Annotated in this window: 25 protein-coding genes; 13 read left to right on the top strand and 12 right to left on the bottom strand. The window is 34.8% G+C overall.

The genetic code is table 11. From position 1 onward, the window contains the following. The first annotated feature begins 60 nt into the window (after positions 1-60). Together ES674_RS04380 and ES674_RS04375 are read left to right on the top strand one after the other, a co-directional pair. Positions 61-816, top strand: coding sequence for a T9SS type A sorting domain-containing protein (locus tag ES674_RS04380; protein ID WP_148402757.1), 756 nt, complete (start codon positions 61-63; stop codon positions 814-816). 71 nt (positions 817-887) lie between these two features. Then, complete coding sequence (locus ES674_RS04375) at positions 888-1868, top strand: LuxE/PaaK family acyltransferase (RefSeq protein WP_148402756.1); 981 nt, start codon at positions 888-890, stop codon at positions 1866-1868. 109 nt (positions 1869-1977) lie between these two features. On the opposite strand, the gene tyrS is transcribed toward ES674_RS04375, so the two are convergent. Next, entirely contained in the window at positions 1978-3285 is a 1308-nt protein-coding gene (gene tyrS, locus ES674_RS04370) for a tyrosine--tRNA ligase (RefSeq protein WP_148402755.1), read from the bottom strand. A gap of 89 nt (positions 3286-3374) precedes the next feature. Between tyrS and ES674_RS04365 the strand changes: the two genes are divergently transcribed. After that, positions 3375-4403 carry an SDR family oxidoreductase gene (locus ES674_RS04365; protein WP_148402754.1) on the top strand — a complete coding sequence of 343 codons (1029 nt, stop codon included), beginning with the start codon at positions 3375-3377 and terminating at the stop codon, positions 4401-4403. On the opposite strand, the gene ES674_RS04360 is transcribed toward ES674_RS04365, so the two are convergent. The 3 genes from ES674_RS04360 to ES674_RS04350 are packed head-to-tail and all read right to left on the bottom strand — an operon-like array spanning position 4386 to position 6902. Continuing rightward, the gene (locus tag ES674_RS04360) at positions 4386-4823 is read right to left on the bottom strand and encodes a DUF4296 domain-containing protein (RefSeq protein WP_148402753.1); all 438 of its coding nucleotides are present in this window, start codon (positions 4821-4823) and stop codon (positions 4386-4388) included. The genes ES674_RS04365 and ES674_RS04360 overlap by 18 nt on opposite strands. Further along, positions 4820-6169, bottom strand: a complete 1350-nt coding sequence (locus tag ES674_RS04355) for a dihydroorotase (protein ID WP_148402752.1) — start codon at positions 6167-6169, stop codon at positions 4820-4822. Before ES674_RS04355 ends, ES674_RS04360 begins: the two co-directional genes overlap by 4 nt. A gap of 7 nt (positions 6170-6176) precedes the next feature. After that, the gene (locus ES674_RS04350) at positions 6177-6902 is read right to left on the bottom strand and encodes a polyprenol monophosphomannose synthase (RefSeq protein ID WP_148402751.1); all 726 of its coding nucleotides are present in this window, start codon (positions 6900-6902) and stop codon (positions 6177-6179) included. A gap of 107 nt (positions 6903-7009) precedes the next feature. Here ES674_RS04350 and ES674_RS04345 point away from each other — a divergent pair, with 107 nt between their 5' ends. Together ES674_RS04345 and ES674_RS04340 are read left to right on the top strand one after the other, a co-directional pair. Next, complete coding sequence (locus ES674_RS04345; protein ID WP_148402750.1) at positions 7010-7657, top strand: DUF4271 domain-containing protein; 648 nt, start codon at positions 7010-7012, stop codon at positions 7655-7657. A gap of 24 nt (positions 7658-7681) precedes the next feature. Next, on the top strand, positions 7682-8431 hold the full coding sequence (locus ES674_RS04340; RefSeq protein WP_148402749.1) for a uroporphyrinogen-III synthase: 750 nt from the start codon (positions 7682-7684) through the stop codon (positions 8429-8431). Between the two features lie 80 nt (positions 8432-8511). On the opposite strand, the gene ES674_RS04335 is transcribed toward ES674_RS04340, so the two are convergent. The 3 genes from ES674_RS04335 to ES674_RS04325 all read right to left on the bottom strand — a co-directional run bounded on the left by ES674_RS04335 (position 8512) and on the right by ES674_RS04325 (position 11654). Then, positions 8512-9483 (bottom strand): T9SS type A sorting domain-containing protein, encoded by a 972-nt coding sequence (locus tag ES674_RS04335; RefSeq protein ID WP_170233959.1) that lies wholly within the window; start codon positions 9481-9483, stop codon positions 8512-8514. 102 nt (positions 9484-9585) lie between these two features. Continuing rightward, positions 9586-11199, bottom strand: a complete 1614-nt coding sequence (gene pckA, locus ES674_RS04330) for a phosphoenolpyruvate carboxykinase (ATP) (RefSeq protein ID WP_148402747.1) — start codon at positions 11197-11199, stop codon at positions 9586-9588. Positions 11200-11252: 53 nt separating this feature from the next. Further along, positions 11253-11654, bottom strand: a complete 402-nt coding sequence (locus ES674_RS04325; protein WP_148402746.1) for a DUF423 domain-containing protein — start codon at positions 11652-11654, stop codon at positions 11253-11255. A 78-nt stretch (positions 11655-11732) separates the two neighbouring features. Between ES674_RS04325 and ES674_RS04320 the strand changes: the two genes are divergently transcribed. Beyond that, on the top strand, positions 11733-13097 hold the full coding sequence (locus tag ES674_RS04320; protein WP_148402745.1) for a saccharopine dehydrogenase family protein: 1365 nt from the start codon (positions 11733-11735) through the stop codon (positions 13095-13097). Positions 13098-13129: 32 nt separating this feature from the next. Continuing rightward, entirely contained in the window at positions 13130-13600 is a 471-nt protein-coding gene (locus ES674_RS04315; protein WP_148402744.1) for an Lrp/AsnC ligand binding domain-containing protein, read from the top strand. A gap of 178 nt (positions 13601-13778) precedes the next feature. On the opposite strand, the gene ES674_RS04310 is transcribed toward ES674_RS04315, so the two are convergent. Then, entirely contained in the window at positions 13779-14474 is a 696-nt protein-coding gene (locus tag ES674_RS04310) for a zinc metallopeptidase (protein ID WP_148402743.1), read from the bottom strand. A gap of 231 nt (positions 14475-14705) precedes the next feature. Further along, the gene (locus ES674_RS04305; RefSeq protein WP_148402742.1) at positions 14706-17735 is read right to left on the bottom strand and encodes a class I tRNA ligase family protein; all 3030 of its coding nucleotides are present in this window, start codon (positions 17733-17735) and stop codon (positions 14706-14708) included. Positions 17736-17956: 221 nt separating this feature from the next. Between ES674_RS04305 and ES674_RS04300 the strand changes: the two genes are divergently transcribed. The 5 genes from ES674_RS04300 (at position 17957) to ES674_RS04280 (ending at position 21808) form a co-directional block, all read left to right on the top strand. Further along, positions 17957-18835, top strand: coding sequence for a cell division protein FtsX (locus ES674_RS04300; RefSeq protein ID WP_148402741.1), 879 nt, complete (start codon positions 17957-17959; stop codon positions 18833-18835). Positions 18836-19226: 391 nt separating this feature from the next. Then, positions 19227-19481 carry a DUF3098 domain-containing protein gene (locus ES674_RS04295; RefSeq protein WP_148402740.1) on the top strand — a complete coding sequence of 85 codons (255 nt, stop codon included), beginning with the start codon at positions 19227-19229 and terminating at the stop codon, positions 19479-19481. Between the two features lie 54 nt (positions 19482-19535). Next, positions 19536-20330 carry an undecaprenyl-diphosphate phosphatase gene (locus ES674_RS04290; RefSeq protein ID WP_148402739.1) on the top strand — a complete coding sequence of 265 codons (795 nt, stop codon included), beginning with the start codon at positions 19536-19538 and terminating at the stop codon, positions 20328-20330. 1 nt (position 20331) lies between these two features. Beyond that, positions 20332-21027: a tRNA pseudouridine(55) synthase TruB gene (truB, locus tag ES674_RS04285; protein WP_148402738.1), complete on the top strand. Its 696-nt coding sequence runs from the start codon at positions 20332-20334 to the stop codon at positions 21025-21027. Positions 21028-21085: 58 nt separating this feature from the next. After that, complete coding sequence (locus ES674_RS04280; protein ID WP_148402737.1) at positions 21086-21808, top strand: hypothetical protein; 723 nt, start codon at positions 21086-21088, stop codon at positions 21806-21808. On the opposite strand, the gene ES674_RS04275 is transcribed toward ES674_RS04280, so the two are convergent. Beyond that, complete coding sequence (locus tag ES674_RS04275; RefSeq protein WP_148402736.1) at positions 21805-22425, bottom strand: thioredoxin family protein; 621 nt, start codon at positions 22423-22425, stop codon at positions 21805-21807. The genes ES674_RS04280 and ES674_RS04275 overlap by 4 nt on opposite strands. 156 nt (positions 22426-22581) lie before the next feature. Here ES674_RS04275 and ES674_RS04270 point away from each other — a divergent pair, with 156 nt between their 5' ends. Then, complete coding sequence (locus tag ES674_RS04270; RefSeq protein WP_148402735.1) at positions 22582-23145, top strand: DNA-3-methyladenine glycosylase I; 564 nt, start codon at positions 22582-22584, stop codon at positions 23143-23145. A gap of 3 nt (positions 23146-23148) precedes the next feature. Here the strand turns inward: ES674_RS04270 and aat are convergent, their stop codons facing one another. Together aat and ES674_RS04260 are read right to left on the bottom strand one after the other, a co-directional pair. Continuing rightward, positions 23149-23775: a leucyl/phenylalanyl-tRNA--protein transferase gene (gene aat, locus ES674_RS04265; RefSeq protein ID WP_148402734.1), complete on the bottom strand. Its 627-nt coding sequence runs from the start codon at positions 23773-23775 to the stop codon at positions 23149-23151. 207 nt (positions 23776-23982) lie between these two features. Continuing rightward, complete coding sequence (locus ES674_RS04260; protein WP_148402733.1) at positions 23983-24360, bottom strand: DUF3127 domain-containing protein; 378 nt, start codon at positions 24358-24360, stop codon at positions 23983-23985. Between the last annotated feature and the right edge of the window lies 1 nt (position 24361).

The following is a 24361-nucleotide window of genomic DNA, read 5'->3' as shown; positions in this document are numbered from 1 at the left end:
TTTGGTAGCGCTTTTTTTTATAATATATTTGCCGCTTAATTATAACCAAATTTATTTTTCATGAAACAATTTTACTTTTTATTATTTACTTTAATCATTTTTACAGTTTCGGCTCAAAATGAACTTAGCAATGGAAGTTTTGAAACTTGGACAGGAACTGCTTCTTTAGATACACCTGTGAACTGGTATGGTTCTAAATCTAGCATTGCTAAATCTGCCGTATTACAATCTACAGATGCTTATGAAGGAGCTTCATCAGTTGTATTAACTGCGTCAGGTACTGGTCACAAACGATTTACAAATGAAGCTATAACAGCAACTTCTGAGTCTTATACTTTAACTTATTTCGCTAAAGGTGATGGCGATATTAGAAATGCTTTTCATGACGGAGGATACTCTGCTTACGCGGATTACACAACTTTATCTTCCACTGAAGGATGGGTTAAAATAACTTATGAATTTACTCCTACCGCTGGAGATTTAGAAGTTGTATTCTCTGTTAGAAATACAAGTGGAGTTGGAATCTTTATCGACAACGTTGTTTTAGTTAAAACAGCAACACTTTCTTTAGAGTCTTTTAAAGATGAATTAAAATTAAGCCTTTATCCAAACCCAGCAACTAACGGTTTTGTAAACATAACGAGCGCAACTTCTGAAGCTATTTCAGTACGTGTTTTTGATGTATTAGGAAAACAAGTATTAAACAACACCATTGCAAACAACAGACTTAATGTATCTTCATTAAATGCTGGAATGTATATTTTACACATCACTCAAAATGGAAACTCCGTTACTAAAAAGTTAGTAATTAAATAAGACTCCATTTTAACACTTTTAAAAGCGCTGCCCATTGGTAGCGCTTTTTTATTTTGCATACTTTTGTAGTCATGATAAATCCATCAGATATATTCAAAATAGATTCAGCAGAAGCTTTTGAGAAAAATGCGCTTCAAGTTTTTAAATTCCAATTTGAAAACAATTCTGTGTATCGCTCTTTTTGCGATTTGTTATATAAAAACCCTAGTGATATTCATCGGGTTGAAGATATTCCATTTCTACCTATTCAATTTTTTAAATCGCATGATGTCCTTAGTTCAACAGCGGCAATTCAAAAAATATTTACCAGTTCTGGAACGACAGGTCAAACTACAAGTAAGCATTTGGTTACGGATTTATCCGTTTATGAGAGGAGCTATGAAGCCGCCTTCAAACAGTTTTATGGTGCTATTGAAGATTATGTTGTTTTGGCCTTATTACCTAGTTATCTAGAACGCGATGGCTCATCTTTAATCTATATGGCCGATGCTTTTATTAAGCAATCCCAACAGCCGGAAAGTGGTTTTTATCTACATGATTTAGAAGCTTTAAAAAATACACTCTTAAAACTAGAATCTGAAAACCGAAAGGTATTATTCATTGGCGTTTCTTTTGCCCTATTGGATTTGGTGGAATTTCATGAATTCCAATTAAAAAACACCATCATTATGGAAACGGGTGGTATGAAAGGAAGACGCAAAGAGCTCATTAGAAATGAACTTCACGATATTCTAAAAAAAGGCTTTGGCGTTCCAGAAATTCATAGTGAATACGGTATGACGGAACTTTTAAGTCAGGCTTATTCTTTAGGACATGGCGTTTTTAAATGCCCTGCTTGGATGCGGGTTTTAACACGTGATACTGAAGATGCTTTAACCATTCAAGCAACCAATAAAACCGGAGGATTAAATATAATTGATTTGGCCAATTTTAATTCTTGCTCTTTTATTGCGACACAAGATTTAGGAAAAGTCCATGATAATGGCACTTTTGAAATTATTGGAAGATTTGATAATTCAGATATTCGCGGCTGTAATTTAATGGCTTTGTAAGGAACTAGAAAAAGTTACGACTTAATAACTGCTATGAAAAAGATTGATTTTTTTTAGTTGGTTGGTTAATAAGTGAAACGCCCCGATGTATATCGAGGCGTTTCTTATTTTACAACACTTTTATAATATAGGTGTTCTTCTTCCCTTTATTAATAATGATGTATTGATTATTAATTAAATCGGCATCGGAAAGCATATAACTCTCACTAACCTTTTCCTTATTAACCGATATCGAATTCTCTTTTAATGCGCGTCTAGCTTCGCCATTAGACGCTAAAAAATTAGTTTGTGCAGATAGCGCACCAATCATATCTAGTCCTGCTTCAAAATCTCCTCTAGAAATTTCCGCTTGCGGCACACCTTCAAAAACATCTAAAAATGTCTTTTCATCCAGGGTTTTAATATCTTCCTTAAACGATTTACTAAAAAGTATATTAGACGCTTTTTCAGCATTTTCATAATCTGCCTTGGAATGTACAAATGTGGTCACCTCTTCAGCTAAACGCTTTTGAAGTAGTCGCAAATGAGGCGATTCTTGATGTTCCTTAATAAGCGCTTCAATAGCTGCTCGCTCTAAAAACGTAAAAATCTTGATGTATTTTTCAGCATCTTCATCCGAGGAATTTAACCAGAACTGGTAAAACTTATAAACGGATGTTTTATCCACATCTAACCAAATATTGCCGCCTTCACTTTTACCGAATTTCGAACCATCGGCCTTTGTGATTAACGGACAGGTCATGGCGTAGGCTTTGGCCTCTTCACCAACCGTCATACGTCTTACTAATTCCGTTCCAGTGGTTATATTTCCCCATTGGTCACTTCCGCCCATTTGAAGCAATACGTTGTAATTTTTATACAAATGGTAAAAATCGTAGCCTTGAATTAATTGATATGTAAATTCGGTGAAAGACATACCTACGTTGCCATCTTCACCTGAAAGTCGTTTTTTTACAGAGTCTTTGGACATCATGTAATTTACGGTTATCCGCTTACCAACATCTCTAGCAAAATCAATGAATGAAAAATCTTTCATCCAGTCGTAATTATTCACTAAAATTGGTGCGTTTTCCGCTTTAGAATCGAAATTTAAAAAACGAGATAACACGCTTTTAATTCCCGCTACGTTTTTGTTTAAAGCCCGTTCATCTAAAAGATTACGCTCATCGCTTTTTCCAGAAGGGTCACCAATCATTCCAGTTGCACCACCCACTAAAGCCATAGGTTTATGACCCGCTTTTTCTAGGTGAACCAACAAAATAATAGGCACTAAACTTCCAATATGAAGCGAGTCAGAGGTAGGATCGAAACCTATATATGCGGTTGTCATTTCTTTTGAAAGTTGCTCTTCCGTTCCGGGCATGATATCATGAACCATACCGCGCCATCTTAAATCTTCAACAAATGCATTTGCCATTTTCTTTACTAATAAAAATTATATGGCGCAAAGATAAAAATCAATACATAAACCTTTGCGCTTTCTGAATAATTCTTTATTTTGTATGTATGATTTTAGTTACAGGAGGTACCGGTTTAGTCGGTTCACATTTATTATATGAATTGCTTACCGCTAATAAAACGGTTAAAGCCATTTATAGAACAGAAGAAAAACAAGCTATTGTAAAACGCATATTTTCCTATTATACTGAAGATTATTTGGCGCTTTTCAATAAAATTGAATGGGTTGAAGCCGATTTATTAAACATTCCACAACTTATTGAAGCTTTTGAAAACGTTGACTATGTGTATCATTGTGCTGCGATGATTTCATTTGATCCTAAAGATTATCATAAACTTCGGAAAACGAATATTGAAGGCACAGCCAACATCGTTAATTTATGCATTAGCAACAGTATTAAAAAGCTTTGTTATGTGAGTAGCGTGGCAACTATTAGCGATTCTGAAAAAAGTAAACATGTTAATGAAGAAACCGATTGGAATTCAGAAAAAGATAATAACGTGTATGCCATAACCAAATACGGTGCGGAAATAGAAGTTTGGCGCGGCACTCAAGAAGGTTTAAATGCTGTAATAGTAAATCCAGGTGTAATTATAGGCCCAGGACTTTGGCATGAAGGAACAGGCGGCATTTTTACACAAATTTATAAGGGTCTCTCGTTTTACACTAAAGGACATGTAGCTAGCGTGTATGTTAAGGATGTAACTGTTGGAATGATGCGTCTTATGGAAAGTTCCATAACAAATGAACGCTTTATTATGGTTGGCGAACATGTTACCTACAAAAGGTTTTTGGGTCTAATTGCAGAAAATTTACAGAAAAAACCACCGCATATAGAAGCAGGTTTTTGGATATTAAGTATGGCGTGGCGATTGGATTGGTTAAAAAACCTACTAACCGGTAGACCTAGAAAATTAATGAAACCTATGATTGCGTCTTCACAGAGCACAACAATTTATGATAATGAGAAAATAAAAGATCAATTAAATTTCGAATTTACGCCTATAGAAAAAAGTGCAAAACAAACGGCAAAGATGTTTTTAAGAGACAACCAAAATTTAAGGAATCCGTCTTGATTTCTTTCTGATAGAATCGGAACTAGCATTACTATCATTTAGCTGTTTAGATTTCATGTCTTTATTTAGCTTTTCGTTAATGACAGCTTTATATTTAGTTTTTAAAGCGTTTAAACTATCCTCTACGCGTTTTAAAATAACTTCATAATCTTCCGTGTTATAGGAATAATAACTATTGCTGTTTAAAAACTGTAAACTGTCTATATTATGCGTTTTATACACATAATCTTCTGGAGAAATACCGTTATTTTCCAAAACCATTTTATTAACCCCTTTAGCTGAAGACAACAAAGACAAATCCACTAAAATAGAAACCATGTCGTTTTTAGAAATTAAATTCTTTGGTTTTTTTGGCCCACCAAATTGGCTGCATCCCATAAGGACCAACATAAAAACAGCGTAAATTAGGTTCTTTTTCATCTATTAAAAGTTAAGCGTTTGGCTGCTCTTTCTTTACTAATTTTATTATGTTCAAATACTAAACGTCCGTTTAAAATAGTATGTGTAACGCGAGATTTAAAAGTAGCGCCCTCAAAAGGAGACCAACTGCATTTATATAATATATTTTCTTTCTTAACAGTCCATGGGTTGTTCAAATCTACAATCACCAAATCGGCAAAAAAGCCTTCTTTTATATATCCGCGATTTTCCACTTGAAAAAGAATAGCTGGATTGTGACACATTTTCTCCACTAATTTTGGAACGGTTATTTTTCCTTGATGATGCGCTTCCAACATGGCAACCAACGCATGCTGAACCAATGGCCCTCCAGACGGCGCTTGTGCATACGAATTGTTTTTTTCATCTAGCGTGTGTGGCGCATGGTCTGATGCAATAACATCTATTCTGCCATCCAATAGTGCTTTCCACAGTCCATCCCGATCTTTAGCCGTTTTTACAGCCGGATTCCATTTAATATGGGTTCCTTTTTTGTCGTAATCTTCATCAGAAAATAATAAATGATGCACACAAACTTCAGCAGTAATCTTTTTATCTTTTAAAGGAATTTTATTTGTGAACAAAGCTGTTTCTTTAGCTGTAGACAAATGAAAAACGTGTAAACGCGCACCTGTTTTTTTAGCTAATGCAATGGCTTGGGAAGATGATAAGTAACATGCTTCTTCACTCCTAATAAGCGGATGGCATTTCATAGGAATGTCCTCACCATATTTGTCCACATAGGTTTTTAAGTTGGCTTTTATAGTAGCTTCATCTTCACAATGCACAGAAATAACCATATCTGTACTTGAAAATATTTTTTCTAAAACCGCTGGATCATCCACTAACATATTCCCTGTAGAAGAACCTAAAAACAATTTTAATCCGGCAACTTCTTTCGGATTTACTTTGAGTATTTCTTCTAAATTATCATTAGTACCACCAAACATAAACGAATAATTCGCGTATGATGTTTTTGCTGCAATGGCAAATTTTTCATCTAGCTTTTCAATAGTTGTAGTTTGCGGATTGGTATTGGGCATTTCAATAAAAGAGGTAATTCCACCAGCAATTGCGGCCTTGGATTCACTTTCAATATCACCTTTATGAGTTAAACCAGGCTCTCTAAAATGCACTTGATCATCAATAACGCCAGGTAGAATATAATTTCCTTCAGCATCAATAACCTTGACGTTGCCAGACTTTACACTAATTATAGGTGCTATTTCCTTAATGATATCATTTTCAATATAAATATCACCTTCAAAAATAGTTCCTTCATTAACTATCTTTCCATTCTTAATTAATAAAGCAATTGCAGAATTCATATTATTATTATTTCTTTCTAAAAAAACTATTTATTTTCATACTTATTACACCCAATATGGCTTCGGAAATAATACCGCCACTCATTTTAGATTTCCCCTTAGAGCGATCGGTAAAAATTACGGGGACTTCAACTATTTTAAATTCCTTTAAATAAGCTTTAAATTTCATCTCAATTTGAAAAGCATAACCAACAAATTTAATGCTATTTAAATCTATAGTTTCCAAAACCTGACGCTTGTAGCAAACGAAACCAGCTGTGGTATCATGAAGTTTCATGCGGGTAATTAAACGCACATATTTGGAGGCAAAGTAAGATAGTAAAATCCTACTCATTGGCCAATTTACAACATTTACACCGGTTACATATCTAGATCCAACCGCTATGTCAGCTTGCTGTAAATGACAGGCATTATACAAATGAATTAAATCGTTTGGGTTATGCGAAAAATCAGCGTCCATTTCAAAAATATAGGCATAATCTCGCGCTAAACACCATTTAAAACCAGCAATATAAGCGGTACCTAAACCTGTTTTTTCTTCACGTTGTAAAAGGTGCAATTGCTGGGGAAATTCCTGTTGTAATTCCTTAACTTTTTTAGCCGTTAAATCAGGTGAATTATCGTCTACCACCAGTACATGAAACATTTTTTCCTGTGAAAACACAGCCCTAATTATGGCTTCTATATTTTCTATTTCGTTAAAAGTAGGAATTATGACAATCGTGTCTGACATGACAAACGGTTATTTTTAGCAAATGTAAACTATTTAAAAGTTACTATTTTTTAAATATTCCTTAAAATATTAGATACAAGTACAATAATTTATAATAATTTTACGACATGCTGCGTAATGTAATTTCAAACGATTTATTTACCATTTTAATTGTTGTAGGACTCATTCTAATAACAATTGCCAAGATTCTTTTCACGAAACGTTTCCACGAATTTGTTCAGGTTTTAGGTAATTCGAAATACCTAAAAATCTATTCCAAAGACCAGAAATTTTTTGATCTTTTTGATGGGCTTTTATTTATAAATTTTGTTTTAGCCATCACCATCTTCAGTTTTATAACATACAATCATCTAACGGTTGACTTAGAATTATCGGCAGTCGTTTTACTGAAATTTGCAGCCATAGTAGCCATATTTTTTATTATGAAAACGCTCATTGAACGCTTAATAGGAAGTGTTTTTGAGATAGATTTTCTAATAGAAAACTATTTATTTCAAAAAATAAGCTATAAGAATTTTTTAGGTCTTCTAATTATGCCTCTTAACGCCATTTTAATTTATGGTTTATTTGTTGGAAACGTTGTTATATACGGCATCTGGGCCTTAATTTTATTAATATTTATAATCGGCATAATAACAACGGTTAAGACTTATCAAAATCTTATTAAACAGAATATGTTTTATTTTATTTTGTATCTTTGCACTCTTGAAATCGCGCCTTATATCATTTTGTACCAAATGGCTATAAATGTTTAGCATTTCAACTAAAAGAAATAATCTATGAAAGTGAAAACAATTTTAGTATCTCAACCAGAACCTAAAATAGAAAATTCGCCATACTTTGATCTTCAGGAAAAGCAAAAAGTTAAAATTGACTTTAGACCGTTTATACATGTAGAAGGCGTTGATGCAAAAGAAATTAGACAACAAAAAGTAGATTTATCAAAATATACGGCCATTATTTTAACCAGTAGAAATGCTGTAGACCACTTTTTTAGAATTGCTGATGAAATGCGCTTTAAAGTGCCTGATAGCATGAAATACTTCTGCCAGTCAGAAGCCGTTGCCTTTTATCTACAAAAATATGTAGTGTACAGAAAACGTAAAATTTATGTAGGAAAGCGGAATTTTGCTGACTTATCACCATTAATTAAAAAGTATAAAGGCGAATCCTTCCTATTACCAACTACTGATAAATTGAAGCCAGAAGTTCCAGAAACTTTAAATGCTTTAAATGTAGAATGGAAAGAAGCCATTTTTTACAAAACGGTTATTAGTGATTTATCGGATTTAGCAGATGTTTATTATGATATTTTAGTATTCTTTAGTCCTTCAGGAATTGAATCTTTATTTCATAACTTTCCAGACTTTGAACAGAAAGACACGCGTATAGCAGTGTTTGGAAACACCACTATTAAAGCTGTTGAAGAACATGGTTTACGTGTAGATATCTCCGCACCAACGCCAGAAACACCATCTATGACCATGGCTTTAGAAAAATACATTAAGGAAGTAAACAAAAAGAAATAAGCTTAATTTTAAGCTACAAAAAAGCCCAATTGAAATTTCAATTGGGCTTTTTTTTATGTAAAAATTTAAGATTTAAAAAACTACTTAATGATTAGCTTTTTAGTAATTGTTTTTGTGCTTGTAGAAACGCGCATTAAATAGATACCAGATGAAAGAGATGCAATATTTAATTTGTTATTACCAAAAGAAATAGTGTTAGTCAATACTAGCTTTCCAGTAATATCATAAACACCTAAATTCGTAGTTGCCTCTAAATTTGAAGAAACATTTACGTAGCCTTTAGCAGGATTAGGATAGATAGAAAAAACGGTTGAGTTCTCTTTCTCAACACTTAACGTAGGACATTCGCCTTCAGTCTCGTATATTGATAACCCACCTGGATTCCAGTTAACTAAATTAGTCTCTGTTTCATCATTTACCAAAATACATCCTGGACCGTTATTGTTATCAGCTCTAAGAACAGTTAGCGCATTGTTGCCATTTCTCATATCAACAAATGTCAAAGTATTATTTCTTAAATTAACATCTAAAATAGATGCATTTGCTGAAAAATCCATTGTTTGAAGAGCTGCGAAACGTGCATTAAACACTAAAAGTGACGTGTTTGTTAATAAATCTACAGTTGTTAGTACAGAGCCATAAACATTAATATTCTCTAATGCGGTTAATCCCGAAACGTTTAATGAACTCAAGGATGCACAACCTTCTAAATTTACATCAATTAAATTTACGTTTGCAGTAACATCTAATGCAGCTAATGCTGTATTATACGAGAAATCTACACCGTCCAAGTTAATAAAAGCTTCTAAACCCGTTAGATCTGTTAATCCTTGGTTCGCCAATCCTAGCGTACCGTTTGCGGCCTCAGCATCTGCAGTAAGGATACGTCCGTCAAGAACTCCTTCAGAATCATAACCAAAGTTAATTAAAGCCTGCTCAAAGGCGGCATCAGGAATACAAGTGTATCCTGGTTCTGGAGTTCCAGGACATTGAGCAAATGAAAATGAATAAAAAGCAATAAAAATTGCGAATAAATAAGTAGTTTTTTTCATAAAAAATAGGTTTAAAATTGTGAGCATAAAACTACAATTTTAAACCTATTCTAACAAGAAAATATTATTAATAAAACACCAAATTAATTGGTTCGTAGTCCGTTACGAATTTACACGTGGTGCTCCTGCCATAATATCTGCATTCGCAAATTCTTCAAATTTAGCGAAGTTTTCTTGAAAAGATGCAGCTAACTTATTAGCCGTTTTATAATACCCTTCATCGTTGTTCCATGTAGATCTTGGACTTAAAACTTCCGAAGGAACATTAGGACAAACGCGTGGTAAGTGAACTCCAAAAATAGAATGCTCATGATACTCACCATTATTTGCAGCATCTAAACTACCATCCATAGCGGCGGTAATCATAGCGCGGGTATATTTTAATTTCATTCGTGTTCCAACGCCGTAAGGACCTCCTGTCCATCCCGTGTTTACTAACCACACATTTACATTAGCGTCTTGCATTTTTTTACTTAACATCTCCGCATATTTTGTAGGATGCAACGGCATAAAAGGTGCACCAAAACAAGCTGAAAAACTTGGAAGAGGCTCATCTATTCCTGCTTCTGTTCCTGCAACTTTAGCTGTATAACCAGAGATAAAGTGGTAAGCAGCTTGGCCTGGTGTTAATTTTGAAATTGGAGGCAATACACCAAAAGCATCAGCAGTTAAAAAGAAAATATTTTTAGGATTTTTACCAATTGATGGCACTTGAATGTTACTAATATGATCTATTGGATAACTTACACGTGTATTTTGAGTGATAGTTGTATCTTCAAAATCTACGACACCGTCTTTATCCATGATAACGTTTTCCAGGATAGCACCGGGTCTGATAGCATTAAAAATATCTGGTTCATTTTCTCTGGATAAATTTATAACCTTCGCATAACAGCCACCTTCAAAATTAAATACGGTATTTTCATTTGTCCAGCCATGCTCATCATCACCAATTAATTTACGATTTGGATCAGCAGATAAGGTCGTTTTTCCAGTTCCCGAAAGTCCGAAGAAAATTGCAGTATCACCATCTTCACCAACGTTAGCACTACAGTGCATTGGCAATGTGTTTTTGAAAACCGGTAATATAAAGTTTAATGCAGAAAAGATCCCTTTTTTAATTTCGCCTGTGTAACCAGTTCCACCAATTAAAGCAATTTTACGCGTAAAATCTAAAATGGCAAAATTGTGCTGGCGTGTTCCATCAACTTCAGGATCAGCCATAAAGCTTGGAACGCATATTAACGTCCATTCTGGTTTAAAATCTTTAAGTTCCGATTCTTCTGGCCTTAAAAACATATTATGAGCAAACATATTGCTCCAAGGCGTTTCTGTAATAACACGAATATTTAATCGGTAGCTTTCATCAGCACAGGCGTAGCTGTCTCTAACAAAAACTTCTTTGTCCGATAAATAATCGGTTACTTTATTGTATAATTTTTCGAAGGCATCAGATTCGAATGGGATATTAATATTTCCCCACCAAACGCGATCTTTGGTAATATCGTCTTTAACAATAAAACGATCTTTAGGCGATCGTCCTGTAAACTCACCTGTGTTTACAGCCAAAGCACCAGATGATGCTTCCACACCTTGCCCTTTCTTTAGCGTTAAGTTGTGTAGCTCTTCTGATGATAACTGATATTGCACTTTAGCATTTTTAATTCCATAATTTTCTAATGAAATCGTTTTCGATGCTTGAGTATGATCTATCATAATAGTATGTGTTGTTTATTCTGCAAAATTAAACATTATTTTAACCTATGCACTTAATTTATAGAAATTTCAGATTTGTTTTTCAAAAACTTTACTAACAATAGAAGCCACGAAATGATAAGTAACAACCCACCAATTGGCGTAATGAATCCTATAGTTTTAAAATCAAAAGGTGTTAAACTGTTCGTTGCCAAACCATAAATGGAGCCTGAAAATAATAATATCCCAGCTAATACTAAATAAAAAATAACGCGTTTTGTTTTCAATTCAATATCAGGCATCATACCCACAAATAGCAAAAATAAAGCATGATACATTTGATAACGTACGCCAGTTTCAAATGTTGCAATTTGTTCTGCGGAAATTAAATCCTTCAGTCCATGAGCGCCAAAAGCACCTAAAATCACTGCTGTTAATCCAAAAACAGCGCCTAAAATTAACACTTGCTTATTCATATTATTTGTGTTTTACGTTTTTATAACACTCACAATTTCTTACTTTCGTGATAACAAAAATACTCAACATAATCCATTATGCGAAAGATATTACTCATTGGTGCTGGAAAATCCGCATCTTACCTTATAAAATATTTATTAGAAAAATCTGATCAAGAAGATTTATTAATCATTGTTGGCGATGTAAACTTTGCACACGCTAAAAAACTTATCAATAATCACGATAATGCGCAAGCCATCATGCTAGATGTTTTTGATAAAGAATCACGTCAAAATGCGATTCAAAATTGTGATATTGTTATTTCTATGTTGCCAGCACGCTATCATATTGAAGTGGCTAGAGATTGTATTACCTTCAATAAAAATATGGTAACAGCATCTTATATAAGTGATGAAATGCAAAATCTTGATAAAGCAGCTCGTGATAAGGGCCTAATTTTCATGAACGAGATTGGCGTAGATCCTGGAGTAGACCATATGAGCGCCATGCACGTTATTGATAGAATTAGAGATGCCGGTGGAAAAATGATTCTTTTTGAATCTTTTACAGGTGGATTAGTAGCTCCAGAAAGCGATAATAACTTATGGAATTACAAATTTACATGGAACCCAAGAAATGTGGTTGTTGCCGGACAAGGCGGCGCCGCTAAATTTTTACAAGAAAACACTTATAAATATATTCCTTATAACCGTTTGTTTAGAAGAACGGAATTTTTAGATGTCGCAGGTTTTGGTCGTTTTGAAGGTTATGCCAACCGTGATTCGTTAAAATATCAATCTGTTTATGGTTTAGATGAAGTACGCACCTTATATCGCGGAACTATGCGTCGCGTTGGCTTTAGTCGCGCTTGGAATATGTTTGTTCAATTAGGAATGACAGATGATAGCTACACTATTGATGACAGCGAAAATATGAGCTATCGCGATTTCGTGAATGCTTTTTTACCATACAGCCCAACAGATTCTGTTGAGCTAAAATTCAGACATGCTTTAAAAATAGACCAAGATGATATTGTTTGGGATAAACTTCTGGAGTTAGATCTTTTCAATGCAAAAAAACCAGTTGAACTGAAAAAAGCAACGCCTGCAGAAATTCTTCAAAAGATATTAATGGATAGCTGGACTTTAGAAGAAGAAGATAAAGATATGATTGTTATGTACCATAAGTTTGGTTATGAAATGGACGGTAAAAAACATCAAATAGACTCCACTATGGTTACCATTGGTGAAGATCAAACCTATACAGCTATGTCCAAAACTGTTGGATTGCCTGTTGCCATAGCGACATTAGCAATTTTAAATGGGAAAATTAAAACACCAGGTGTTCAAATGCCAATTAATAAAGAAGTTTACGAACCAATTTTGAAAGAATTAGAAACCTATGGCATTGCTTTTAACGAAACAGAAGTGCCCTATTTAGGTTATAACCCATTGAATTTATAACCGTTATAAAACGTTCTTGAAATAAATTTAATATGAAGGTTAACGACAAAGAAATTACGATTGATGGCATAGACAAAACCATTTTGCGTGCTTTAATGATTGATGCCCGAACGCCGGTTCTGGAAATTGCTCGTGAAGTCGGAATTTCTGGAGCTGCCATTCATCAGCGTCTTCGGAAACTTGAAAAATCTGGTATTATTTCAGGTTCCAAGTTTGTTATTAACCCGAAAATTCTAGGTTATACAACTATGGCTTTTATAGGTATTTATTTAGATAAAGCTATGAGTAATCCTGAAGCAGTAAAGCAACTTCAGAAAATTCCTGAAGTGTTAGAATGTCATTATACTACGGGAAACTGGAGTATTTTTATAAAAATACTTTGTAAGGATAATGAGCATTTAATGCATTTATTGAATAAGGATATTCAATCTATTGCTGGTGTTTCTAGAACGGAAACTTTTATATCTTTAAATCAGCAAATTGATAGACAGATAAAAATTTAGGTAATATAATTTCAATATAAAAGTAAAAAGCTCCTGAGTGTTCAGGAGCTTTTATTATGGTATCTGGGAATACTTGAAAATTAATATTTCCAAATAAAAATGTTCAATACATACCAAAATGACTAAAAAAAGTCAGATGCATAACACCTGACTTTTAGTTATTAAAATATTTTATGTTCTAATCGCGACCTCCAAAAATTTGAAGTGCCCAATAGGCTAACGACGCTAATGCACCAATAGCGGCAACCAAATAGGTTCTAGCTGCCCATTTTAAAGCATCTTCCGCAGCAGCATGTTCATCACGTGTTAGCATATGCTTACTATCCAACCACGCTAGTGCGCGGTTACTGGCATCATATTCTACTGGTAAAGTAATAAAACTAAATATGGTAGCTAATCCCATTAAAATAACACCCGCAGCGGCAACCCACCAACCAAGACCTATGCCAGCAGCACCTCCTAGCACCAAACCACCAATAATTAACCATTGCGACATACCTGATGATACATTTACAACAGGCACTAATGTGGAGCGCATGGTTAACCAACTATAAGCTTGCGCATGTTGTACAGCATGACCACATTCGTGAGCAGCTACAGCAGCCGAAGCAGCATTACGCTGACTATAAACAGATTCACTTAAGTTAACCGTTTTGTTTTTTGGATTGTAATGATCTGTTAATTGGCCTGGTGTTGAAATAACCGCAACATCATAAATACCATTGTCAGACAGCATTTTTTCAGCTATCTCTTTTCCGCTCATGCCATTTTTTAAATGAACTAGGGAATACTTTTTAAATTTCTTTTTTAATTGATTACTAACCGCCCAACTTACTAAAGCAATGGCACCAATTAATATATAATATCCTATCATATTTTTTCTTTTTTCGAAAGGTGAATTTACAAGATATATAGCAAATAGTAAGCCAAATATTCGTTAAGAAATAATGGCAGTTTTCCGGTTCTCGATACACTCATTTATGCGCTTGCGCTTCTAAATTGAGCACTCGAACTGACGTCATCTTAATAATTGGACGCGTCACTTCGAGTGGTCTTAACAAAACCATGAAATAAATTGCCCGCCTACAAGAGATTTCTGCCTTATTTAATCAACGATGTTTACAATCTTCCCAGGAACCACAATGATTTTTTTAGGTATTCGGCCTTCCAATTGTGCCATTGTTTTTTCATGATTCATAACTGCTTTCTCAATTTCCTCTTTATTAAGATCCATTGGTAATTCTAATGTAAAACGCATTTTACCATTAAAAGAAATTGGATAATTCTTGCTACTTTCCACCAAATGCTTGGCTTCAAATTTTGGAAAAGCCGCTGTTGAAATAGAGCTATTATGACCCAATTGACTCCATAACTCTTCTGCTATATGTGGCGCATATGGCGACATTAAAACAATAAGGGGTTCTAAAATAGAACGACTTGTGCATTTTTGAGCAGTCAGTTCATTAACAGCAATCATAAATGTAGAAACAGATGTATTAAATGAAAAACTCTCAATATCTTCTTCTACTTTTTTGATGGTTTTATGTAATGTCTTTAAATGGTCTTTTGATGGGTCTGTGTCTGAAACTTTAATACCAGTATCATCAACATACAATTTCCAAAGTTTTTTAAGAAAACCATGAACACCTGTAATACCCGCCGTATTCCAAGGTTTGTATTGTTCCAATGGACCAAGAAACATTTCGTAAAGACGTAAACTATCCGCGCCATAATCCTCACAAATACTATCTGGATTTACCACATTGTATTTAGATTTAGACATTTTTTCAACCTCACGACCCACTTTATAAACGTCGCTATTCCCATCAATTATATCGCCTTTTTCTCCTATAAAAATAGCATCTTTATAATCGTCACCAAATTCGCCATCTGTTTTTAATCCAGCGATATCCAATTCATCAGAAGCATTTATATACTGAACTTTTACGTGAATTGGTAAAGGCACGACTATTAAATTTTCTAAAGTATCGGCATTTGGTAAACCAGCTATTTCGGCAAGTGTATTTTTAAGGCGTTTTAAAGCGTCTTTATCTGAAGCTAAATCCCCTTTACTGATAAATTCCGAATGCGAAATATAAATGTTTTGCAATTTCTTTAGAATTTTGGAACCTACAGCCTCTTCTACTTTAGGGTTTAGAAACATATAGCTCAAGCGATATACAAAAGCACTTGTTCCTAATATCATCCCTTGGTTTATCAGTTTTTTGAAAGGTTCTTCAACGCCAACAAAACCGCGATCCTTCATAAACTTCACCCAAAAACGGGAGTATAATAAATGTCCTGTTGCATGCTCACTTCCACCGATATATAAATCAACGTTCTCCCAATATTTAAGGGCGTCTTCACTTGCAAAATCCAAGTCGTTGTTCGCGTCCATATATCTGAAAAAATACCAAGAACTTCCTGCCCAACCTGGCATAGTATTCAGTTCTAAAGGAAACACGGCTTCATCATCTATCAACTGATTACTGACAACTGAACACTTTTTCGCATCCCAAGCCCAAACATCAGCACGACCTAAAGGTGGTTCGCCTGTTTCAGTTGGCAAATATTTCTCGACTTCTGGCAAACGGATTGGCAAATGTGCTTTATCAATCATCTGCGGCATACCATTTACATAATAAACTGGAAACGGCTCACCCCAATAGCGTTGTCTAGAAAATACGGAATCACGTAACCTATAATTTGTTTTTCCTTCGCCTTGACCTATTTTTTCTAATTCGAAAATAGCACGCTTCATGGCTTTATTATAAGGTAAGCCATTTAAGAAATCTGAATTCGTAATAATTGTTTTTTCTTTTTCAGTAAAAGCTTCTTCCGAAATATCTCCGCCTTCAAAAACATTAGGAATTGGAATATTAAAGTGTTTAGCAAAAGCATAATCACGTTGATCACCGCAAGGAACAGACATAACTGCTCCTGTTCCGTAACCTGCTAAAACGTAATCGCCAATCCAAATAGGAATAGGTTCTTTAGAAAAAGGATGTTCCGCATAAGCGCCTGTAAAAACACCTGAAATGGTTTTAACATCGGCCATACGTTCACGTTCACTTCGTTTTGAAGTACTTTGAATATAGGCTTCAACCGCATCTTTTTGCTCTGGAGTTGTAATTTGCGAAACCAATTCATGTTCTGGCGCCAATGTCATAAATGAGACACCGAAAATAGTGTCAGGACGGGTTGTGAAAACCGAAACTTCCCGAGACCCATCGACTGCACTCAAGGTGACATTTGGAATAACTTTGAAATTCGCCATAGCTCCAATGGATTTCCCAATCCAATTGCGTTGACTTTCCTTTAATGAATCCGTCCAATCAATAGTATCTAAACCTTGCAACAAACGTTCCGAATAAGCTGAAATCCGCATAGACCATTGCGTCATTTTCTTCCGCATCACTGGATGACTTCCACGTTCGGAAACACCGTTTACAATTTCATCATTGGCTAAAACGGTCCCTAAAGCAGGACACCAATTCACTTCAGTTTCCGCTAAATAGGTTAATCTATATTGTAATAAAATTTCTTGCTGTTTTTTTGAAGAAAAGCTGCTCCAATCTTCTGCAGAAAATGTTTCAACATCAGCATCACAGGCTGCATGAACTGCCGTATTTCCTTCCGAAGAAAATTTCGACATTAAGGTTTCAATCGGTTCTGCTTTTTGAGTATCATTATTATACCAAGATTCATATAATTGAATAAAAATCCACTGGGTCCATTTATAATAATTGGGGTCTGATGTGCGCACTTCCCGACTCCAATCAAATGAAAATCCTATTTGATCTAATTGGCGTCTATAGGTTTTTATGTTTTCTTCCGTTGTAAGTGCAGGATGTTGACCTGTTTGAATAGCATATTGTTCCGCAGGCAAACCAAAACTATCATATCCTTGCGGATGCAATACATTAAAACCTTTATGACGTTTGTAACGTGCGTAAATATCACTGGCAATATAACCAAGCGGATGACCTACATGAAGCCCTGCACCACTAGGATACGGAAACATATCTAATACGTAATATTTGGGTTTATCCGATTGATTTTCGGCTTTAAACGTTTCGTTTTCTACCCAATATTTTTGCCATTTGGCCTCTATGTCGTTGAAAGTGTACTGCATAACTAATTTTGTATCGTAAGTTGACCTATATTTTATCAAAAAATGACAGTCTGTAAAGCATTTATCAACTAAATCATCAATAGCTTTGCAATTCCGTCCTTTCCAAGCATTTTTTAATGCGCAAATTTAAACTTATTATAACAATGTTAAAAGTTTAAACGTTGTAATCCTTAAGGAATTGGATTTCTTTTATATTTTTACACCAATAATGCATTGTATCTATGAGTTCATCTTTTGAGAAGTATCAAAAACGCCGATTAATATCCTCGTATTTTTCGGTGGTATTAAGTATTGGTCTGGTTTTATTCCTTTTGGGTTTATTGGGGATGCTGGTTTTAAATGCCAAAAAAGTTTCTGATCACTTTAAAGAACAAGTGGTCGTTACCATTTATTTAAAAGATACAGCCAAGGAAGTGGAAACGAAACAGCTAGAAAAGAGTTTAGCTATGGCCGATTATGTAAAATCTACCGAATTTGTTTCTAAAGAACAGGCAGCAGAATCAATGAAAGCTGAAAACGGCGAAGATTTCATGGCTTTTTTAGGTTATAATCCGCTTCAAAACTCCATTGATGTTCATGTAAAAGCTGATTTTGTTACAGCTGAACAATTAGATGTTATTGCACAAGAAGCACTTTCCAAAAGTTTTGTGGACGAAGTTCGTTATGACAATGATTTGGTAAACTTGATGAATGACAATGTCAAGAAAATTAGTTTTTGGATATTAGTTATAAGCGGTTTGTTTACCATAATCGCCGTTTTATTAATTAATAGCTCTATTCGATTATCCGTTTATGCTAAAAGATTTACCATTAAAACCATGCAAATGGTTGGTGCTACCAAGCAGTTTATTAGACGTCCTTTCGTTTGGAAAAGTGTGCGTTTAGGTTTTATTGGTGCCGTACTAGCTATGATTGGTATGGCTATCGTTCTATATTATATTAATAAAACCTTTCCGGAATTAGAACTTTTAAATAACCACATATTATTAGGGCTTTTGTTTGCGGGTATTTTTGTTTTAGGCATTATAATTACGTGGATTAGCACTTTTATAGCAACCCAGCGTTTCCTGAATTTAAAAACCGATCAATTGTATTACTAAAGAAAAACAGAGATAAAAAACACTTATTTATGCCGGAATTGCATTTCTAGTCGGAATTTTCGGATTTGTAGTCGCAAAAAAAATTGTTAGTTTCTAATCCAACTCCGGAGTCTTGTATAGTTCAAACTGTAAGAATAATTGAGTTGAGTGAAGGCTCTTCCAACGATATTATTTTAACAAGTGATACAGATGAAACTTTCTACATTGATAATGGTTTAGAACTGGTTTTAAATTTAGAATCTCTTAACGTTAAAGTTTTAAATAAATCAGTTACTTTGCATTTGCCAAAAAGATGGCTAAGTACATCATGTCACAATTAGCTATTGATGATACTATTATATTTACAGAATTTTCAACAGGATCAGAAGTTTCGAAAGATTAATTAAGAATTATGGGCGAGCAAAAACGTAAAGAAGATATTCAAACCGACTTTGTATTCGGAAGAAAAAATTACACATTCATGTTAATTGGTTTAGGATGCATTGCTCTTGGATTTATTCTTATGTCTGGTGGCGGTAGCGATGATCCTAATGTTTTTAACCCAGAAATATTTAATTTCCGTCGTATTCGTTTAGCGCCAACTTTAGTTTTAATTGGTTTTGCTATTGAAGTTTATGCTATTCTACTAAATCCAAATAAAAAATAAGTCACATCGTTAATCCTTATTTGTTTGATTTTTAAACGTTAATATGTCTATCCTATGGATATTACTGATTCAATAATTCTTGGCGTAATACAAGGTCTTACCGAATTTTTGCCGGTCTCTTCCAGTGGTCATTTAGAAATAGGAAAAGCCATTTTAGGCGATAATTCCATGCCAAAAGAAAGCCTTCTGTTCACGGTTGTTTTGCACTTCGCAACGGCTTTAAGTACAATGGTTGTGTTCAGAAAAGATATTTGGCTACTCCTTAAAGGTGTGCTGAAATTTGAATGGAATGAAGATTTGCAGTTCGTTTCTAAAATTGCGCTTTCCATGATTCCTGCAGTAATTGTAGGGCTCTTTTTCGAAGAGCAATTAGAAAGTCTTTTTGGTGGTAATATTCTTTTAGTCGGTTGCATGCTATTGGTTACAGCCGCCTTACTTTTTTTGGCAGACAAAGCAAAAGACACCCATAAAAAAGTAAGTTTTAAAAATGCTTTTATAATTGGCATTTCGCAAGCTATTGCAATGCTTCCAGGAATTTCACGCTCAGGTGCAACTATTTCTACATCTGTGTTATTAGGAAATGATAAAACGCGAGCTGCGCGCTTTTCATTCTTGATGGTGGTTCCTCTTATTTTTGGCAAAATTGCTAAAGATCTTTTAAGTGGTAATTTAACTTATGAAACGTCTAACTTCACCTTTTTAAGCGCTGGTTTTATAGCCGCTTTTGTAGCCGGATTATTTGCTTGTACTTGGATGATTTCGCTAGTGAAGAAAAGTAAACTGTCTTATTTTGCTATTTATTGCGCTGTAGTTGGTGTTATTGCTATCATTTACACCTTCGCTAACTAATATGAAGACTGCTGAACACTTTCAATCTGGACAAGTTTTACTTATAGACAAACCTTTAAATTGGACTTCTTTTCAAGTTGTAAATAAGCTACGTTGGGAAATTCGCCACGCTCATAATATTAAGAAAATAAAAGTAGGTCATGCGGGCACTTTAGATCCGCTGGCTATGGGTTTACTTATTATCTGCACGGGTAAAATGACCAAAGAAATCCATATTTATCAAGGTCAAGACAAAGAATATACAGGAACTATTGTTTTAGGTAGCAGCACGCCATCTTATGATTTGGAGACTGAAATAGATGAAACCTTCCCTACAGAACATATTTCAGAAACCATGATTCATGAAGCCACCAAACAGTTTATTGGTGAAATTGATCAGTTTCCTCCTGTTTTTTCCGCTATTAAAAAAGAAGGCAAACGCTTATATGAATTTGCCCGTGCAGGTGAAGCCGTTGAAATTAGTTCGCGTCGTATTCAAATTTCTACTTTTGAAATAACCAAAATTGACGGTTTAAATATTGAGTTCCGGGTGGTTTGCAGCAAAGGCACTTACATTCGTTCTTTGGCTCATGATTTTGGAAAAGCATTAGATTCTGGTGGGCATTTATCGGTTTTAAGACGGACTAAAATTGGCGAATTCCATGTAGACAATGCCTTAACTCCCGAAGCCTTTATAGAAAGCTTAACAACTAAATAGCGTCTTTTTACGTATATTACCCTGATAAATCATTCTAAAAAAAGACACTTTACAGGTATTGAAACTTTCAGATCAACATAAAGCAGCAATTCTTACAGGGTTAATATCGGGAACGGTTTTAATGCTGCTATTTGGCTTTCACATAAACCAACATAGTGAGAAATTAGCCGAAAGCTATTATGTTATGGAACCTAAAACGGTAGAAGAATTAGAAGCTGAAGCCATAGAAAAACTAGCAGCCGAGCAGTCCGATAAAGCTGAAACCAATAAGGCTTTTAACGAAACTAAAAAGTATAAATCATTCGCACAAGCTTACCAACCCATTGCGCCACCAAAAGATTACGAATATACCAAGCAAGAAGCACCGGCGGAACAAAGCACGAGCCAAAATTCAGGAACGGGTTCTAGCTCGGAAATAGACGAAGATGTATTATCATCTTATAACGAAGCTAACGCGATTCTTAAACAGCAGCAGGGAAATATTGCCGCACAATCTGTTAATAAAAAAAGTACTATGCATTATTCATTGGTGGATAGAACGCATAAATACTTGCCAACGCCCATTTACTTATGTGAAACGGGGGGCAAAGTTGTTGTCAATATCACCGTTAATTATAAAGGAATCGTAATAAAATCGACTATTAATTCTAGCGCATCTGCAGACAATAACTGCCTACAAGAACATGCGCTTGATTATGCCAATCAGTCGCGTTTTAGCATAGATAACTCTAAACCTACGCAACTAGGCTCCATCACTTTTTATTTTGAAGGCAAACGTTAAACCCCTAACATTTTCAATAAATCAGACACTGTGCTTTGACCTTTATCTTGATTATACCATACTTGTAAATCCTCTTTAAATTCTGGTGTTATCATTCCATGTTTTGCCTTATAATCGGCTACTAATTTTGTAGCAGCTGCTGGACGAGGTCCAAACGTATCTAACACGTCATTCGTTTGTGTATCCACCATAATTAATTTTGGAACCGACTTTCCACCATTAGTTAAAAATTGATTCATCAAGAGGTCATGGTCATCGCGTAAAACCAATTTTAAACCAATTTTCGTATTCTGCTCTGCTAATTTCGCCATAGCAGGAACCACATGAGCAGCGTCGCCACACCAACTTTCTGTGATAACAACCCAGGTAACATTTCCTTTAAAATTAGCTAAACGCGCCAGAGTTTCTTCAGAGAGTTTAATGGTTTTATCCCAACGTTTCATACGCTTATCATTAAGCTTGGTATATTCTACCATCTCTTCAGATTTATCGTCGCCCGTAGTGGATTCTTTGGCTACTAGATTAATCACTAAATCGCGGTAATCGGCATAATTATAACTGGTTTTCAAACTCGTTTTAATGATATTTGAAATTTCGGTATCGTTTAATATTTCCATAAAATATAGGTCATTATTTGGAATTACAAAGGTACTAACTTATTGCTTTAAACTATGTAACAGATATTACACAACATACAAAATTAGGGTGTTTTCTACTGTTTAATTATGACATATATCATAACTATCTTATCTTTAAATTCAATTTAAATAAGGATGACGAAACATAAATGCCAATGGTGTGTTGGCGATACTTTATACGAAGCCTATCACGATACAGATTGGGGTGTTCCCGTTTTTGATGACGGTATATTCTTTGAATTTCTAGTGTTAGAAACTTTTCAAGCGGGTTTAAGTTGGATTACTATTTTACGCAAGCGAGAAAATTTCAAAAAAGCGTTTGATGATTTCAACTATAAAAAGATAGCAAATTATAAGCAACCAAAAATTGACAATTTACTACAAGATGCAGGCATTGTTAGAAATAAACTGAAAGTAAATGGCACGGTTACCAACGCAAAATTATTTATGGAAATTCAAGAGGAATTCGGCAGTTTCAGTAATTATATTTGGAATTTTGTAAATGAAAAACCGATAAAAAACAAAGTGGTAAACTACAAAGATGCCCCAACAACCTCACCAATTTCTGACGCTATAAGTAAGGACTTAAAAAAACGCGGATTTAAATTTGTAGGTTCAACTGTTATGTACGCTTTTATGCAGGCTACCGGTTTGGTGAATGATCATGAAGTTGCTTGTTTTAGGCATAATGAGGTTTGAAATTTATAATAGATAACTCAAAAATTCCTCTCTCGAAATATCTTCCGCACCCAAGCGTTCCAAATGATTGGTATACACTTGACAATCAATTAACTTATAATTTGTATTTTGAATAAAGGTAATAAAAGCCACTTTACTGGCATTGCTGACTTTGGCAAACATACTTTCGCCACAGAACACGCCATTTCCTATATCTACACCATAAAAACCACCTACTAATTCCTCATTCTGCCAAACCTCAACTGATTTAGCATAACTAGCTTCATGCAAGTCATTATAAGCAGCAATCATACTGTCCGTAATCCAAGTTCCAGCTTGTCCATTACGTTTGGCATTTGAGCACTCCGTAATAACTTGATTAAAATCTTGATCGATAGAAACGGTAAAATCAGCATTTCGTAAAACCTGTTTCATACTTTTTGAAACCTTCAGGTTTTCTGGAAAAAGCACAAAACGCGGATCTGGAGACCACCATAAAATGGATTGTCCCGCCTCAAACCAAGGAAAAATCCCCGATTTATAAGCAAGCAGTAATCTAGCAACCGATAAATCGCCACCCATAGCCAAGAAACCGTCTTCATCGGCTTGGCTGACCTCGGGAAACCATAAATCTTCATTTAGAAATTGCATAAATTAGTATAATAACAATAATCCCTTTTGTCCGTTCGAGCGGAGTCGAGAACTATAGCGTTTTATAAATTAGGTTTCGACTGCGCTCAACCAGACATCCGCTAGAATAATATTAATTTGAATATGTAACGAGCACCTTAATTCTAAAAAATAAAAACCTCAACGCTATAAAACGTTGAGGTTTATTAAACGGGATTTAACCAATCATTAAAATGGTAAATCGTCGTTATCTTCTTCGTTCAAATCATTTGCAGGCTCAAAAGCTTGTGCAGGTGGCATTGGAGGCATTCCTGGGCTTGAAGCATCTGCTTGAGCTGCTTCAATACGCCATCCTTGAATAGAGTTGAAGTATTTAGTTTCACCTTGTGGGTTTACCCATTCTCTTCCGCGTAAGTTAATACTGATTTTAACTTGTTGTCCAGCTTGAAAGCTATTTAGTAAATCGGTTTTATCTTGAACAAATTCTACCATTATATGTTGTGGGTACTGCTCTTCTGTTGTAACGACTACTTCTCTTTTTCTAAAGCCACTGCTACCAAATGATTGGGTTTCACCAATAACCTTAATTCTTCCTTGTACTTCCATT

Source organism: Bizionia myxarmorum (genome assembly GCF_008086205.1).
Classification (GTDB): Bacteria; Bacteroidota; Bacteroidia; order Flavobacteriales; family Flavobacteriaceae; genus Algorimicrobium; species Algorimicrobium myxarmorum.
This window is presented reverse-complemented; position numbering and strand designations above follow the sequence as displayed.

Bases quoted from the DNA above. Each gene is read 5' to 3' on its own strand.
- ES674_RS04315 (WP_148402744.1), top strand. From the start codon at position 13,130: ATGAAGGTTAACGACAAAGAAATTACGATTGATGGCATAGACAAAACC.
- ES674_RS04260 (WP_148402733.1), bottom strand. From the start codon at position 24,360: ATGGAAGTACAAGGAAGAATTAAGGTTATTGGTGAAACCCAATCATTT.
- ES674_RS04380 (WP_148402757.1), top strand. From the start codon at position 61: ATGAAACAATTTTACTTTTTATTATTTACTTTAATCATTTTTACAGTT.
- ES674_RS04365 (WP_148402754.1), top strand. From the start codon at position 3,375: ATGATTTTAGTTACAGGAGGTACCGGTTTAGTCGGTTCACATTTATTA.
- ES674_RS04335 (WP_170233959.1), bottom strand. From the start codon at position 9,483: ATGAAAAAAACTACTTATTTATTCGCAATTTTTATTGCTTTTTATTCA.
- ES674_RS04300 (WP_148402741.1), top strand. From the start codon at position 17,957: ATGAGTTCATCTTTTGAGAAGTATCAAAAACGCCGATTAATATCCTCG.
- ES674_RS04275 (WP_148402736.1), bottom strand. From the start codon at position 22,425: ATGGAAATATTAAACGATACCGAAATTTCAAATATCATTAAAACGAGT.
- ES674_RS04375 (WP_148402756.1), top strand. From the start codon at position 888: ATGATAAATCCATCAGATATATTCAAAATAGATTCAGCAGAAGCTTTT.
- tyrS (WP_148402755.1), bottom strand. From the start codon at position 3,285: ATGGCAAATGCATTTGTTGAAGATTTAAGATGGCGCGGTATGGTTCAT.
- ES674_RS04355 (WP_148402752.1), bottom strand. From the start codon at position 6,169: ATGAATTCTGCAATTGCTTTATTAATTAAGAATGGAAAGATAGTTAAT.
- ES674_RS04325 (WP_148402746.1), bottom strand. From the start codon at position 11,654: ATGAATAAGCAAGTGTTAATTTTAGGCGCTGTTTTTGGATTAACAGCA.
- ES674_RS04320 (WP_148402745.1), top strand. From the start codon at position 11,733: ATGCGAAAGATATTACTCATTGGTGCTGGAAAATCCGCATCTTACCTT.
- ES674_RS04295 (WP_148402740.1), top strand. From the start codon at position 19,227: ATGGGCGAGCAAAAACGTAAAGAAGATATTCAAACCGACTTTGTATTC.
- ES674_RS04340 (WP_148402749.1), top strand. From the start codon at position 7,682: ATGAAAGTGAAAACAATTTTAGTATCTCAACCAGAACCTAAAATAGAA.
- ES674_RS04305 (WP_148402742.1), bottom strand. From the start codon at position 17,735: ATGCAGTACACTTTCAACGACATAGAGGCCAAATGGCAAAAATATTGG.
- ES674_RS04270 (WP_148402735.1), top strand. From the start codon at position 22,582: ATGACGAAACATAAATGCCAATGGTGTGTTGGCGATACTTTATACGAA.
- ES674_RS04310 (WP_148402743.1), bottom strand. From the start codon at position 14,474: ATGATAGGATATTATATATTAATTGGTGCCATTGCTTTAGTAAGTTGG.
- ES674_RS04350 (WP_148402751.1), bottom strand. From the start codon at position 6,902: ATGTCAGACACGATTGTCATAATTCCTACTTTTAACGAAATAGAAAAT.
- aat (WP_148402734.1), bottom strand. From the start codon at position 23,775: ATGCAATTTCTAAATGAAGATTTATGGTTTCCCGAGGTCAGCCAAGCC.
- ES674_RS04290 (WP_148402739.1), top strand. From the start codon at position 19,536: ATGGATATTACTGATTCAATAATTCTTGGCGTAATACAAGGTCTTACC.
- ES674_RS04360 (WP_148402753.1), bottom strand. From the start codon at position 4,823: ATGAAAAAGAACCTAATTTACGCTGTTTTTATGTTGGTCCTTATGGGA.
- truB (WP_148402738.1), top strand. From the start codon at position 20,332: ATGAAGACTGCTGAACACTTTCAATCTGGACAAGTTTTACTTATAGAC.
- pckA (WP_148402747.1), bottom strand. From the start codon at position 11,199: ATGATAGATCATACTCAAGCATCGAAAACGATTTCATTAGAAAATTAT.
- ES674_RS04345 (WP_148402750.1), top strand. From the start codon at position 7,010: ATGCTGCGTAATGTAATTTCAAACGATTTATTTACCATTTTAATTGTT.